Raw genomic sequence first — 13,268 nt, 5'->3', positions numbered from 1 at the left:
AGTCGTTCAGCACTTTTTCTTTTACCATATTAAAGCGGCGATGGGACAATGGAATATAAATCCCCCTCGAAATTAGAAGACCAATTTCGAGGGGGATAATAAGCTGACATTGACAAATGAGAAACTTTTTCTTTAGATTGAACTATTTACTCTGCTAGTAGAAAGCAGTAAACGCAATCCATCTGCCAAAATAATTATCGCGCACATCATTAAGCACCAGACCGGTTTAATCTGGCCCAAAACAAGCCCGAACAAAGCATATCCCAAAGGCGAGAGCACAGCTACTACTGAACTGGTAGTTGCTCCAACTCTCCCTTGAAGATTAACTGGTACCTTGGTTCTGACATACATGGCATATGGTAAGTTTACCGCGGCCAAGCAGGCGCCTACCACCAGCATGCAAATGCTAAAAATACCAGTAGCAAGCAACTTATTCGAACACAAACACGCCAAAGCTAATACGATAAAGTCACCCGCTAAAATAATTCCAATTCTGCCGGTCGTCAGTAAATAATTTTTGGGCATTTTGAAAGAAGCTAACAACAGACTGACCAGAAGCATTCCTCCCGCGCAAAAGCTGTCCGCTAATCCATATAAATTTGCAGGAATTCCCAGTTCCTTCATCATGGCAATTGGCAGGCTGACTTCTAGGCCGCTTAAAGCAAAATTGGCAATCACAGCAAAAAGCAGCAATTCCATTAAATAGCGGTCATTTTTGAAGTACTCTAGGCCATTTTTGATAGATAAGAGCCATGAATCACTGATCGCTTCCACGTCAACAGAAATCAAGCGGAAATCCAATAAAGCAGTTGCCAGCAAAACCACGCTTTCACCAGCTAATTCAAGCAGAGCAATATTGGAGATGGCAACTGCCCCAGCCAGCAAACCGCCCAATATCGGTGCCAAAATAACAGCACCCGCGTCTGTCAGCTGTTCATAGGCAACTAATTTCTGCCGGTGTTCTGCAGCTACCATCGAATTGGTTGACGCCTTATAGCTGGTCGATTGAAAGGTATCACAAACTGTCAGCACAATACTGCTAGCAACAATAATCAGCAACCGTTCAGATAATGAAAGCTGCTCTCTAAATAGTGCTATAAACAGTATTACCGCTACAACGCTTGTTGCCTGGGCGGTCATGCAAATCTTTTTATGATCATACTTATCAACGTAGAAACCGATTAAAGAACTCAAAAGCAGGTTGCTCAAAGGCCGAATCAAAAGCAGCATGGAAAATAGCATGCTAGAAGATGTCTTTTGTAAAACATACACGCCCAGGCAAAAGGAAAAAGTCGCGCTCGTTAAATTGCCGATTCCCAGGCTGCTGATTGCCAGAATTAATTGCTTTTTTGATTTTTGTATATTTCACCTACCGTAAATCCTAGATTTTGCTTTAAAATTAAAGCTAAATAAATTAAAGCATGGATAGCAGACTTACTTTTTTGGCCTTCTCATATGTGAGAAAAAAACTAATTTTATTTTGGAGGAAAGATGACGGCAATAAACTTCAAGCAAATTAGACAGATGCAGGGACTGACTTTGAAAGAAGCAGCAAGTGGCATCTGCTCTATTCAGATGCTGTCCCGGTGGGAAAATGGTACTGGCAATATGGATTTTGAAAAAGCGCTCAAATTGCTTGAAAGGGTGAGCGTTACTAGTTCAGAATACGTTCATCTGGCCAACTTAGACGATACTGATCAACTATCAGCTGAATTGCAGAAGGCATGGGAGCAAAAGGATCATACTCTAATTAAAAAAATCGCCCGAAATAGCTTGCAGGAATTCCATCTGACTTCAGATATCTTATCCTTAAACTACGGAGCAATTGCGTGCGGCCTTTATCATCGTTTAACAAAAGTCAATTTACTGGAGATTGATGAACAAAACGCGCTTAATAAAGAGCTATCTGAGATTACGGTCTGGGGACAAGAAAATATTTCCTTGTTCTTTAACACCATTCAAGTACTCAGTCCCAAAATGATTTTTCAAATTTCTGCCCAATTAATTGAAAATTTGGATTTTGCTAAGCAAGCCGGGTCGGATACTTTTTACTTTGCCACGACCACTTTATTTGAAGCCGTCATCGCTCTGCTTATCAGCGATAATTCATCCTATGCCGCGAACATCTTACGGCAGTTGAACCACTTTGATTTCCCTCAGCGCGAAACAATGTTGATCATTGGCCGGAAATTTTTAAATAGTTTGATAGATTGGCAAGAGCCGCAAAACGAACAAAACATTTTAAAAATCATCGATTTTCTGCTCGATATGGGACTGACAATGCAAGCAAAAAATTTCTTGCAAGTCTACAAAGCTGTTCGAAAAGTCAAGAAATGATTGGCACAAAAAAGAGGCACTCATCTTTGTTTGATGAGTGTCTCTTTGTGCTAATTAAGTATAATTACTTGTCCCCGAAGGTGACGCCCATGAGGCGGGCGTTGCTTACGGTCTTGCCGTTCGGGTCAACGTACTTGAGCTTGCCGGCCGTGTCTTCCAGGGCGATAGAGTCGACTTCACCTTGCTTCAAGACAACCAGGCGGCCGAAGGACCGGTTCATGATCAGGCGGGCGCCTTCAATCCCGAAGCGGGTTGAGATTTGCCGGTCGTAGGCATCTGGCCGGCCGCCCCGTTGAGCGTGGCCGATGACCGCCGTTCTGATTTCAGCGTCTGGCAAAACTTCCTGCAATTGGGCAGCGATTTCGTTAACCACGCTGGCCCCGTTTCTAGCGGCAACCTTAGCCTTGTACTTCTTCTTGGACAGGGTGGCGTCTTCCTTGGAAATTGCCCCTTCAGCGGCAGCAATGACCGTGAAGCCCTTGCCGGACTTTTGTCTTTCCTTGACCTTCTTGGCTACGACATTGATGTCATAAGGAATTTCCGGCAAAAGGATAATGTCGCTGCCGGCAGCCAGGCCAGCGGCCAGGGTAATGTGGCCAACCTTGTGGCCCATAACTTCGACGACGAAGACCCGGGAGTGGCTTTGAGCAGTAGTGTGGATGTCATCCAGGTATCTGGTGGCAATGTCAATGGCGCTTTGGAAACCGAAGGTGTAGTCAGTTCCCCAAGTGTCGTTGTCGATGGTCTTTGGCAGGCCGATCACGTTCAAGCCTTCCTGGGCCAGCATGTTGGCTGACTTAAGTGACCCGTTGCCGCCCAAAACAGCCAAAGCGTCCAGGTTCAGCTTCTTGTAGGTCTTCTTCATGGCGGCTACCTTGTCAAAGCCGTCAACGATGACCCGCATTTCCTTGAATGGCTGGCGGGAAGTGCCCAGAATCGTCCCGCCTTGGTTGATGATGCCGGAGAAGTCCCGCGGCTTCATCTTAACGTAGTCTTCATGCATCAAGCCGTAGTAGCCCCGCTTGAAACCGATGATTTCCACATCATCGACACAGTTGTAAAGGGTCTTGGCCAGCCCCCGCATGGTCGCGTTGAGCGCCTGGCAGTCGCCGCCGCTCGTCAAAATACCAACTCGTAAAGTCATGCTTAAATTCCTCCCCGTGCTAAACAGTTCTCTAAAATTTGGCTTAATTTAAATCTTAGTCATGTACCTGCCAAGATGCAAGCAGATTTTTTAATCTAATTGAAAAAACTCATGAATATATTGTCAAATGAGAATTAGTAAAGGAAAAGCAGCCCAGGCAGGGCTGCTTCATGGTAGGTGTAGTAGTTTTTGATTAGTGAGCAATTAAAGCAATTAAGTTGTCGCCGTGCTTAACGTCAGTTGCTTCAACCCGGGCCACTTCATTGTATGAAGGGGTGTTGGTGATGACAACCATGACAGTGGTGTCGTAGCCGGCAGCCTTGACGGCATCCAGGTCGACTTCACCGATCTTTTCACCCTTTTCAATGTGCTGGCCTTGAGTGACCAGGGACTTGAAGTGCTGGCCGTTCAAGTTGACCGTGTCCAGACCGATGTGGATCAGGACTTCGGCACCGTCGTCAGACTTAAGCCCGTAAGCATGGCCAGTCTTGTAAGCAACGGAAACAGTACCGGTAACTGGAGCGTAGACATTGCCGTCGCTAGGAACGATGGCTGCCCCGTTACCCATGAGCTTCTGGGAGAAGACTTCGTCATTTACGGCTGACAGGTCTTCAGAAACGCCGTCTACAGGTGCCAGAACTACTTCGTCTTCCAAACCAGCAGTCTTGGCAGCTTCAACTTGTTGTTCAGCTGGAACTTCAGTTGAAGCGCTGACGCCAGTTTCACCTTCAACGCTGGCAACTTCTTCCTTCAAGTGGCCCTTGCCCCAGAAGAAAGTCAAGGCGAAGGCAATAGCGAAGGAAACAAGTTCGCAGACAACGTACATTGGGATGGTCTTCGGGTAGATGGACAGGAAGCCCAGGAAACCGGCAGAACCAAGGGATGCGGCTTCAACGTGCAGCAGACCTGCAAGGGCTGAAGCAACACCGGACCCGATCAGGGCGCAGAAGAATGGGAAGCGGTACTTCAAGTTAACCCCGAAGAGGGCTGGTTCGGTGATCCCCAAGAGGGCAGAAACACCGGCTGATGAAGACAGACCCTTCATCTTTTCGTTCTTAGTCAAGAACCAGATAGCGAAGGTTGCGGCACCTTGAGCAACGTTGGCCATGGAAGCAACAACGAAGATAAAGTCGCCCGCGCCCTTGCCGGCAGCGAAGGCAGCCAGCAATTGAGTTTCGATGGCCGGGAAGCTTTGGTGCAAACCGGTCATAACGATGGCTGAGTAGCAAAGACCGAACAGACCCATGCCGATGAAGCCAGCAGTGTCGTACAGCCATACGAAGCCGTTGGTGATCCAGTCAGAAACGGTCTTCATCACTGGCCCGACGATGGTGAAAGTCAGGAAGCCAGTGATCATGATTGACAGAAGCGGGGTAAAGGTAAAGTCAACCGCGCTTGGCAGGACCTTGTGCAGCTTCTTTTCCAAGAAGGCTAAGATCCAGATGGCTGCCAGGACTGGAATAACTTGGTATTGGTAGTTGGTTTGCGCTACGTGCAAGCCGAAGATGTTCCAGTAGTGGTCTGCACCAGCCAGCTGCGGGGTGGTCATGATCAAGCCCATTGCAGCCCCGAGGAATTGGTTGGCCCCGAAGCGCTTAGCGGCGGAAATACCGACCAGAACCGGCAGGAACATGAATGGGGCAGCTGACATCAGTTGGATCATGTCAGACAGGCCCTTGATGGCTGGGTTGATTTGCACCAGGGACTTAGGCCCGAACAGGCCAGGGCTGGTGAAGAAGTTGTTCAAAGCCATCAGCAAACCACCCGCAACCAGGGCTGGAATGATTGGCACGAAGATGTCACTCAAAAGCTTGATGAAGGCCATGACAGGGTTGACCTTCTTGCCGCTGGCGGCGATCTTCTTCAAGTCGTCGGTAGAAACTTCGGACAGGCCGGTTAGCTTGATCAATTCGCTGTAGACGTTGTCAACGTCACCAGGCCCGATGATAACTTGGTATTGGCCGTCAGTCTTGAAGGTCCCCTTAACGTCGGGATCCTTGTCCAAGGCTGCTTGGTCGATCTTGGTATCGTCTTTTAAGACTAAACGCAGACGAGTTGCACAGTGGGCAGCGGCTACCAGGTTGTCTTCACCTACGGCAGCGATCACCCGCTTGGCAACTGCATTGTAATTCATTGCCACGAGAAACACTCTCCTTATCCTCTGAAAACGCTTTTCTTTAATTCACTTAATATGATAACGGTTTCTGACGAATATGTCAATCGTTTGACAGAAAATATTTTATAAAAGTTCTGTTAACCCAAAAAGAGCCTGTTAACCGTTTGACATGTTAGCGCTTCAACCATAAAATAGAAGATGATAGAGTGCGGATTATTCAGATCTTTTTGCGTGATAATAATCTGGCAAATGAAGCTAAAAATTAAAAGAAGAGATTAGTGATTAAGCGGAGGTTGCTTAATATGGAATGGACAAGAGAAAAAAGATATCTTCCTTATGAGAAATGGGATGCCAAGACTTTGCTTGAGCTACAAAGCCAGGCAGCCCGGTCAGACTACCAATTGCACTACCACATCCGGCCAACTTCCGGCCTTTTGAACGACCCTAACGGCTTTTCCTACTATAATGGCTGCTGGCAGGTCTTCTACCAGGCTTATCCATTTGGGGCCGTGCACGGCTTGAAGTCCTGGGTCCACTTGACCAGCCAGGATTTGGTTCACTGGGAAAACTTGGGCGAAGCTGTTTATGCTGACAGCCCGCTGGACAGCCATGGGGCCTATTCCGGCTCAGCCAGAGCAATTGGCGACAAGCTTTTCTTGATGTACACGGGCAATGTCCGCGACGAGAACTGGGTCCGCCATTCTTACCAGGTTGGGGCCTGGATGGATGAAGCTGGGAAAGTTACTAAGCTGGAGACGCCTTTGATCAACGCGCCAGAGCATGTGACTGAACACTTCCGTGACCCGCAGATCTTGGAGCACGGCGGCAAGTACTACGCTATTCTGGGTGCCCAAGACAAGGAGACCAAGGCCGGCAAGATCAGCCTTTACAAGGCAGATGCTGTAACTGGTCCATGGCAGGATCTGGGCTATGTTGACCTGCCAGACATGGGCTACATGGTTGAATGCCCGAACCTGGTCTTCGTTGACGGCAAGCCGGTCTTCATCTTCTGCCCGCAGGGTTTGGACAAGAACGTGACCGACTACCAGAATGTCTACCCGAACATGTACTGGGTTGGGGAAAGCTTTGACTTTGAGACCGGCCACTTTGAGACCAAGCAGAAGGCCCCGATCAACCTGGACGGGGGCTTTGACGTCTACGCTACTCAGGCCTTTAACGCGCCAGATGGCAATGCTTACGCCATCAGCTGGGTTGGCCTGCCGGATATGACTTACCCAAGCGATAAGGAAGGCTGGGCTAACTGCTTAAGCCAGGTCAAGCGCTTGGCTTTAAAGCACGGCCGCTTGCTGCAAAAGCCGGTCAAGGCCATGAAGAGCCTGAGAGGAGTCGAAGAAGACTTCACCGGTGACCTGGCCTTTGATGCCGGCGCGCAAAGCGAACTGAAACTGACTATTAAGCAGGGGCAGAAGGGCAAGCTGCTTTTGGCGGCAGACAGTGAAGGTAAAAGCGGCATCAAGCTCCGCTTCAAGACGGGCAAGCACGCCCGCTTAATGGTTGACCGGGGGGAATGCGGCCAGGCCGTGAACCCGGACTACGGGACCAGCCGGACGGTGAAATTGCCAGCCGGGGAAGACTTGGACCTGCGGATCTTTGTAGACCACTCCCTCTTTGAAATTTTTGTCAATGGCGGCGAAGAAGTCATTACGGGGAGATTCTTCACTCAAAATGGCCAAACTTTTGTTAAGATGGATAGTGATGTTGACTACCAGGCCAAGACTTGGCGGTTAAAGGATATGTAGGAAAGCAGATGAGGGGATGACGATGAGGCCAAAATTAACTGATGTAGCGGAGAAGGCTGGCTGCTCGCCGACGACTGTCTCGCGGGTGATCAACAACTACGGCTACATCAGCCAGAAGACCAGGGACCGGGTGTACGCGGCCATGCGGGAGCTGAACTACCAGCCCAACACCCTGGCCCGGTCTTTGCAGGGCAAGCAGACCAAGATGATTGGGGTGATCATGCCCAGCATCACCAATCCCTTCTTCGCGGAACTGGTCGCGGCAATTGAAGACAAGCTGGAAGCGGACGGCTACAAGATGCTGCTCTGCGACGCCGGCCAGGACAGCGATAAAGAGCGGCGCTATCTGCGGATGCTGGAGGCCAACCAGGTCGACGGGATCATCGCGGGTTCGCACAACCTGGGGATTGAAGAATACCAGCGCTACGGCCTGCCGATCGTTTCCTTTGACCGGGACCTGTCTGACCAGGTGCCGATCGTGACCAGTGACAACTACCAGGGCGGCTGCCTGGCTACCCAGGCCTTGGTTGACGCGGGATGCGGGCATATCTACTTTGTCGGCAACCCGGTTAAAACTGGGCATCCGACCTCCCGCCGCTTTGACGGCTACGCGGACACGGTGGCCGCGGCGGGGCTGACGGTCCACACTGCCCGGTCAGCCTTTTATGAGTCTCCGGCGGCTAAGGGCCGCGAACTCCGGGAGCTTTTGACCAGCGGGCGGAAGATCGATGGGGTCTTTTGCTCAGACGATCTGACGGCCATCCTGCTTTTAAAAGAAGCTAAGAAGCTGGGGATCAGGGTGCCGGAGGACTTGAAAATCGTCGGCTTTGACGGGACCCAGCTGGTCCAGAACTATGTACCGGAACTAGCCACGGTCGTTCAGCCGGTTTCAGATCTAGCCGGAACCTTGGTCAAGCTGCTCTATGAGCGGATCGCGGATCCAGAAAGGAAGCTGGCCCAAAACAGCTACCTGCTCCCGGTCAAGCTGCTCAGAAACCAGACTGTTTAAGCATCTCCTGCGGGGGATGCTTTTCCTGTTTTCGCCAGGATAATCTGTATTTTTCCTGAAAAGTGCTTATAATAAAATTAGGAAGCAATTTTTAGTTAAAAGAAAGCTAAGGTGACAAGCATGGAGAAGAAGAAACGCGTTTGGCTGTTCATTCTGGCTTTTAGCCTGATCGGCCTCCTGGTCTACGGGGCGGAAATTGCCTATGCTTTTATGAAGGACCGCAACAAGAAGATGGAATACAGCTTCGCTGAAGAAGAGGCAGAAGATCCGCAGGAAATGGAAGCTGACTACAAGAATCAAGAATAGTGCTAACTGCTGAATAAAGCAGAAGAAATTGGGCCTGGCTTTGCCAGGCTTTTTCTTTTGGGCAAAAGTAGGCTAAAATGGTAAAGATGCAATAAAAGTATTTTTAACTCGCGGATTGAGTATTTCTGTTTTGGAGGAAAATTATGAGCAAGAACCGCTTGGAGGCGTTCAGCGATGGCGTTTTGGCCATCATCATCACCATCATGGTCCTGGAAATGCAGGCCCCGGAAGAAGCCAGCTTCCAGGCCCTCAAGCCGCTTATCCCGCAGCTGGTCATCTACCTGCTCAGTTTCTTTTACATGGCCATTTACTGGGTTAACCACCACAATATCACTCACGCTTTGCCTTCGGTCAACCACAAGGTGATTTGGACCAACATGGCCTGGCTCTTCATGACCTCTTTGATTCCTTTGGCCACGGCCTGGGTGGGGAAGAACCCTCTGGCTGGGCCGCCCTTGTTCTTGTACGGCCTGGTTCTCTTTTTAAGCTCGGTCAGCTTCTTGCTCTTGCAGCACTTTGCTTGGCAGCTTGCCTGCGACAGCCAGGACTTGAAAGAGAATATGGGGATCAAGGGCTGCTTGACTCTGGCCGCCAACTTGGGAATTGCCCTGTCAGCCTTTGCCTGGCCAATTTTGTCCTGGGTCTTCATGGCTTTGGTCATGCTGATGTGGTTTATGCCGGACCAGCGGGCCAAGGAGTGGCGGGAAAAAAAGTAAGACGCAAGAACAGGAAAAAGAGTAAAGAAAAAATCCACAAGCCAGGCTTGTGGATTTTTGTTGTTATAAGGCTAATTCAAGCAGGTCGACCTTGGTGTCGCCGATGTCGTCGTAGTAGACAGTTTCCTGGCTGACAAAGCGCCAGCCGTTCTTTTCATAGAGGCGGCGGGCTGGGACGTTGCCATCCATGCTGTCCAAGCGGATAGCCTTGCAACCGAGCTTTTTGGCCTGGTCCTTGATGAAGGTCAAAAGGATGCCGGACAGGCCCTGCCGGCGGAAGGACGGGTGGACGCCGTAGAGGTGGAGGACGGCGATTTCGTTATCTTCAGCTGGGGTTGGCCAGGCAAATTTGCTGTAAAGAGGGTCATTACCTACAGTCAAGATGCCGGCCGAGGCGATCTTGCCGTCCTTGGTGCCAATCACGGCCCGCTTTTGTGCAATTGCTTCCGCGATGTCTTTTTCAGTTGGGTAGATCCCCCAGTGCCAGTCAGCCCCAAATTGGTCGTCTTTTTGGTGGTCGCAGATGTCCTGGTAGAACTGGCAGAGGGCAGCCAAGTCAGTTTCCGTTGCCAAGCGGCAGTTTAATTCAGTCATGCTTTTTTCTCCTTAAATTATTTTTGTTTTTTGCTTATCACTCTAAGTAGATTTTAGCAAAAATACTCCAGGAGAAACAAAAAAGGAACTGGACAAACCAGTTCCTTTCGCTTGGTGCGGACGAGAAGACTTGAACTTCCACGACCAAAAGCGGTCACAAGATCCTTAGTCTTGCGCGTCTGCCAATTCCGCCACGCCCGCAAGCACATCTATTAGTATAGCAAAGGCAGGGAAAAGTGCAAGTGCTTTTTGCAAATAAAAAATAATAAGTTTTTTGCCCTAAGCCCTTGCTTTTTCTTCTGGATCGGGTATACTAATAGTCGTGCCTTGCGAAAAGGCCAAGCAAAATAAATGGCCCGTTGGTCAAGTGGTTAAGACACCGCCCTTTCACGGCGGTAACATGGGTTCAAATCCCGTACGGGTCATATGGAGGATTAGCTCAGCTGGGAGAGCATCTGCCTTACAAGCAGAGGGTCACAGGTTCGAGCCCTGTATCCTCCATTTTTTTATTTTAAATTTCTTTTTATTTCTTATTTCCAATTACATGGCAAAAGCAGCTCAGGAGTAAATCCTCAGCTGCTTTTTCCTTTATCTATTTTTTCTTTTCTTGTCTTGTTTTCTGTTTTCTTCTGTCTTCTTTTTGACAAAATCAGTCCAGCTCCAGCTGCCGCTTGACTTCGTCAGCCATGTTATCAGCCGGGATGACGATTTCCCGGGAGCTGTGGCCTAAGAAGGCCTCCATGGCCTTTGGGGCAGGGCCGGTCAAGTCAGTCAGTTCCTTAAGAGCTGGCAGGCCATTTTCCTTAACATTTTGCCCGCTGATTGCGTGGTATACAGTTTCCGGGAACTTGTAAGGGCTGGCGGTAGAGAGGACGACAGTTGCTTTATCGTCTTCTTCCTTAAAGCGCTTGGCGGCTAAAGAAGCGACAGCCGTGTGCGGGTCGATGACATAGCCGCTTTCTTCGTAAACCCGCTTGATTTCGCCTTCGATTTCTTCTGGAGTGGCGTAGTCGGCCCAGAAGCCGGAAAGCTTCTTTTGCATGTCTTCTGGCAATTGGTATTCGCCCTTTGTATTCAGCTGCTCCATCAAAGACTTGACCGTGTCCGGGTCCTGGCAGAGGTCAAAGAGCAGGCGCTCCAGGTTGCTGGAAACCAGGATGTCCATGGACGGGGAGTTGGTCACGTAGAAGTCCCGCTTCTTATCATACTTGCCTGTCTTGAAAAAGTCGGTCAAGACATTGTTCTTGTTGGAAGCGCAGATCAGGCGGCCGACTGGCAGACCCAGCTTTTGCGCATAATAGCCGGCCAGAATATCGCCGAAATTGCCAGTTGGCACGGAGAAGTTGACCAAGTTACCGAATGCAATCGCCCCTTGGTCCAGCAGCTGCTTGTAGGCAGCGAAGTAGTAGACGACCTGGGGCAAGAGGCGGCCGACATTCATGGAGTTGGCGCTGGAGAAGGTCAAATCGTGGTCAGCCAGCAAACTGTTCATGGCCGGGTCGTTAAAAATCTGCTTCACCCTGGTCTGGGCCTGGTCAAAGTTGCCTTCAACCGCCACAGCCACGGTGTTGTCGCTGTTTTCGCTCAGCATCTGCTTGAGCTGGATCGGGGCCACCCCTTGGTAAGGGTAAAAGACGATGACCCGGGTTTTGGCTAAGGACTGGAAGCCCCGCATGGCGGCGGTCCCGGTGTCCCCGGAAGTCGCGGTCAAAATTACGATCCCCCTGTGGTCGTCTGAGTTTTCCAAGGCTGTCTTCATCAAGCGGGGCAGGCACTGCAAGGCCACGTCCTTAAAGGCCAGGGTTGGCCCGTGGAAGAGCTCCAGGTAGTAATTGCCGGCCTTCTGATCAGTCAGCGGGGCGATCCGGTCGTCATCCCATTGCTGGCCGTAGGCGCCTTTAACAATCTCTGCCAGCTGTTCTGCACTGTAATCGGTCAAGAACAAAGCCAGGATCTTTTTAGCCATTTCCTGGTAAGGCAGGGCAAAAATTTCCTTTAAAGCAGCGGCTGAAAATGGCGCCGGAAATTCTTTGGGCACGAAAAGGCCGCCATCTGGGGCCAGGCCTTGGACGATTGCCTGGGCAGCGGTAACTTCCTGCCCCTGGCTGCGGGTACTGCGGTAAATCATAAATCCTCCCTAAAAGTCAGATGCGTGATCTGTAAACTAGTAACGATGGTTGAAAAAAGATTTTTTCCTTTATGGCTAATTATAACGGGGAAATCATTTTTCTAAAAGAGAAAACATGATAAAATGATTAAAAACTGGCGATTGCCAATTATTGAGGTGAAATAGCGTGAAAATCAAAGTTCCAGCATCCAGCGCCAACCTGGGCCCGGGTTTCGACTCCATCGGGGTGGCCATTTCCTTGTACCTGACCATTGAAGTCCTGGGCGAAAGCGATCACTGGCAGGTAGACCATAACTTAGGGGACCTGCCAAGCGGGAAAGACAATATGATCGTCCAGGCGGCTTTAAACGTCAAGCCGGATTTAACCCCCCAGCACCTGCGGGTGGAATCAGACATCCCCCTGGCTCATGGCCTGGGCTCCAGTTCCAGCGCCATCGTGGGCGGGATCGAACTGGCCGACCAATTGGGGCAACTCAACCTGGCTCCCCATGAAAAAATCGAAATCGCAGCCCAACTGGAAGGGCACCCGGACAATGTCGCCCCGACCATTCTGGGCAGCTTGGTTGTCGGCTGCAAGGTCAACGGCCACTTTACCGCCGTTAAGGCCCCAGTGCCGCCTTTTGCCATGATCGCCTATATCCCGGCCTATAATTTAAAGACCAGCGATGCCCGGGCCGTTTTGCCCAAGCAGCTTTCCTTTAAAGACGCGGTCCAGGCCAGTGCCGTGGCCAACACGGCGGTAGCAGCCCTTTTTGCCCAGGATTATGAAAAGGCCGGGGAGTTAATGGAGGCTGACCTCTTTCATGAGCGCTACAGAAGCAAATTGGTGCCAGAACTGGAGATCATCCGCAATGTCGGCCATGAGCATGGGGCGGTAGCGACCTACCTGTCAGGAGCCGGCCCGACCATTATGAGCCTGGTTGACCCCCAGCATATCGGTGACTTTGTCGATGCGGTCAGAGAGGCGGGCTTAAAGGATGAAATCCGCCGGCTGGAAGTTGCCCCGCGGGGTGCTTTTTGGCAAAAATAAAAGAAGAAAAGGGCGGGCTGGACAGGAAAAGCAAGTTTTTGAGCAAAAATCTTGCCAAAAGGCTTGCATTCCTGTCGCATTTCTGTATAATAAATAAATGTCGGTTGACGAAAGTCAGCCGCAGCCCA

The 13,268-nt window shown here is 50.2% G+C and carries 11 protein-coding genes and 3 tRNA genes; 8 read left to right on the top strand and 6 right to left on the bottom strand.

Annotated elements, in window-relative coordinates; translation table 11 throughout:
- Positions 1–132: 132 nt before the first annotated feature.
- On the bottom strand, positions 133–1,314 hold the full coding sequence (locus tag ACLUXO_RS08450; RefSeq protein WP_412137184.1) for an MFS transporter: 1,182 nt from the start codon (positions 1,312–1,314) through the stop codon (positions 133–135).
- Between the two features lie 177 nt (positions 1,315–1,491).
- Here ACLUXO_RS08450 and ACLUXO_RS08445 point away from each other — a divergent pair, with 177 nt between their 5' ends.
- Positions 1,492–2,337, top strand: a complete 846-nt coding sequence (locus ACLUXO_RS08445) for a helix-turn-helix domain-containing protein (RefSeq protein ID WP_412137172.1) — start codon at positions 1,492–1,494, stop codon at positions 2,335–2,337.
- A gap of 64 nt (positions 2,338–2,401) precedes the next feature.
- On the opposite strand, the gene ACLUXO_RS08440 is transcribed toward ACLUXO_RS08445, so the two are convergent.
- On the bottom strand, positions 2,402–3,481 hold the full coding sequence (locus ACLUXO_RS08440; RefSeq protein ID WP_412137171.1) for a 6-phosphofructokinase: 1,080 nt from the start codon (positions 3,479–3,481) through the stop codon (positions 2,402–2,404).
- Positions 3,482–3,674: 193 nt separating this feature from the next.
- On the bottom strand, positions 3,675–5,615 hold the full coding sequence (locus ACLUXO_RS08435; RefSeq protein WP_412137183.1) for a sucrose-specific PTS transporter subunit IIBC: 1,941 nt from the start codon (positions 5,613–5,615) through the stop codon (positions 3,675–3,677).
- 284 nt (positions 5,616–5,899) lie between these two features.
- Here ACLUXO_RS08435 and ACLUXO_RS08430 point away from each other — a divergent pair, with 284 nt between their 5' ends.
- From ACLUXO_RS08430 to ACLUXO_RS08415, 4 genes are all read left to right on the top strand, one after another.
- A complete protein-coding gene (locus ACLUXO_RS08430; protein ID WP_412137170.1) occupies positions 5,900–7,357 on the top strand; it encodes a sucrose-6-phosphate hydrolase in 1,458 nt (485 codons plus the stop codon).
- Between the two features lie 22 nt (positions 7,358–7,379).
- Entirely contained in the window at positions 7,380–8,366 is a 987-nt protein-coding gene (locus tag ACLUXO_RS08425) for a LacI family DNA-binding transcriptional regulator (protein WP_412137169.1), read from the top strand.
- A gap of 120 nt (positions 8,367–8,486) precedes the next feature.
- Positions 8,487–8,672, top strand: coding sequence for a hypothetical protein (locus ACLUXO_RS08420; RefSeq protein WP_270448092.1), 186 nt, complete (start codon positions 8,487–8,489; stop codon positions 8,670–8,672).
- Between the two features lie 143 nt (positions 8,673–8,815).
- Positions 8,816–9,388 carry a TMEM175 family protein gene (locus ACLUXO_RS08415; RefSeq protein WP_412137168.1) on the top strand — a complete coding sequence of 191 codons (573 nt, stop codon included), beginning with the start codon at positions 8,816–8,818 and terminating at the stop codon, positions 9,386–9,388.
- 63 nt (positions 9,389–9,451) lie between these two features.
- Here ACLUXO_RS08415 and ACLUXO_RS08410 read toward each other — a convergent pair whose 3' ends face one another.
- Entirely contained in the window at positions 9,452–9,982 is a 531-nt protein-coding gene (locus ACLUXO_RS08410) for a GNAT family N-acetyltransferase (protein WP_412137167.1), read from the bottom strand.
- A 112-nt stretch (positions 9,983–10,094) separates the two neighbouring features.
- Positions 10,095–10,183 (bottom strand) — tRNA-Leu (locus tag ACLUXO_RS08405).
- Between the two features lie 152 nt (positions 10,184–10,335).
- On the opposite strand from ACLUXO_RS08405, the gene ACLUXO_RS08400 reads away from it, so the two are divergent.
- Positions 10,336–10,407 (top strand) — tRNA-Glu (locus ACLUXO_RS08400).
- Positions 10,408–10,410: 3 nt separating this feature from the next.
- Positions 10,411–10,483 (top strand) — tRNA-Val (locus ACLUXO_RS08395).
- Between the two features lie 148 nt (positions 10,484–10,631).
- Here the strand turns inward: ACLUXO_RS08395 and thrC are convergent.
- On the bottom strand, positions 10,632–12,110 hold the full coding sequence (gene thrC, locus ACLUXO_RS08390; RefSeq protein ID WP_412137166.1) for a threonine synthase: 1,479 nt from the start codon (positions 12,108–12,110) through the stop codon (positions 10,632–10,634).
- 166 nt (positions 12,111–12,276) lie between these two features.
- Between thrC and thrB the strand changes: the two genes are divergently transcribed.
- A complete protein-coding gene (thrB, locus tag ACLUXO_RS08385; RefSeq protein WP_412137165.1) occupies positions 12,277–13,140 on the top strand; it encodes a homoserine kinase in 864 nt (287 codons plus the stop codon).
- Positions 13,141–13,268 lie beyond the last annotated feature (128 nt).

This window comes from Lactobacillus delbrueckii subsp. bulgaricus, from assembly GCF_046938665.1.
Lineage (GTDB): Bacteria > Bacillota > Bacilli > Lactobacillales > Lactobacillaceae > Lactobacillus > Lactobacillus delbrueckii_C.
Note: the sequence above shows the minus strand (reverse complement) of the source record. Positions and strands in the feature narration are given on the sequence as shown.

Coding starts and splice junctions, on each gene's coding strand:
- ACLUXO_RS08435 (WP_412137183.1), bottom strand. CDS start 5,615: ATGAATTACAATGCAGTTGCCAAGCGGGTGATCGCTGCCGTAGGTGAA.
- ACLUXO_RS08410 (WP_412137167.1), bottom strand. CDS start 9,982: ATGACTGAATTAAACTGCCGCTTGGCAACGGAAACTGACTTGGCTGCC.
- thrC (WP_412137166.1), bottom strand. CDS start 12,110: ATGATTTACCGCAGTACCCGCAGCCAGGGGCAGGAAGTTACCGCTGCC.
- ACLUXO_RS08415 (WP_412137168.1), top strand. CDS start 8,816: ATGAGCAAGAACCGCTTGGAGGCGTTCAGCGATGGCGTTTTGGCCATC.
- ACLUXO_RS08445 (WP_412137172.1), top strand. CDS start 1,492: ATGACGGCAATAAACTTCAAGCAAATTAGACAGATGCAGGGACTGACT.
- ACLUXO_RS08440 (WP_412137171.1), bottom strand. CDS start 3,481: ATGACTTTACGAGTTGGTATTTTGACGAGCGGCGGCGACTGCCAGGCG.
- ACLUXO_RS08425 (WP_412137169.1), top strand. CDS start 7,380: ATGAGGCCAAAATTAACTGATGTAGCGGAGAAGGCTGGCTGCTCGCCG.
- ACLUXO_RS08420 (WP_270448092.1), top strand. CDS start 8,487: ATGGAGAAGAAGAAACGCGTTTGGCTGTTCATTCTGGCTTTTAGCCTG.
- ACLUXO_RS08430 (WP_412137170.1), top strand. CDS start 5,900: ATGGAATGGACAAGAGAAAAAAGATATCTTCCTTATGAGAAATGGGAT.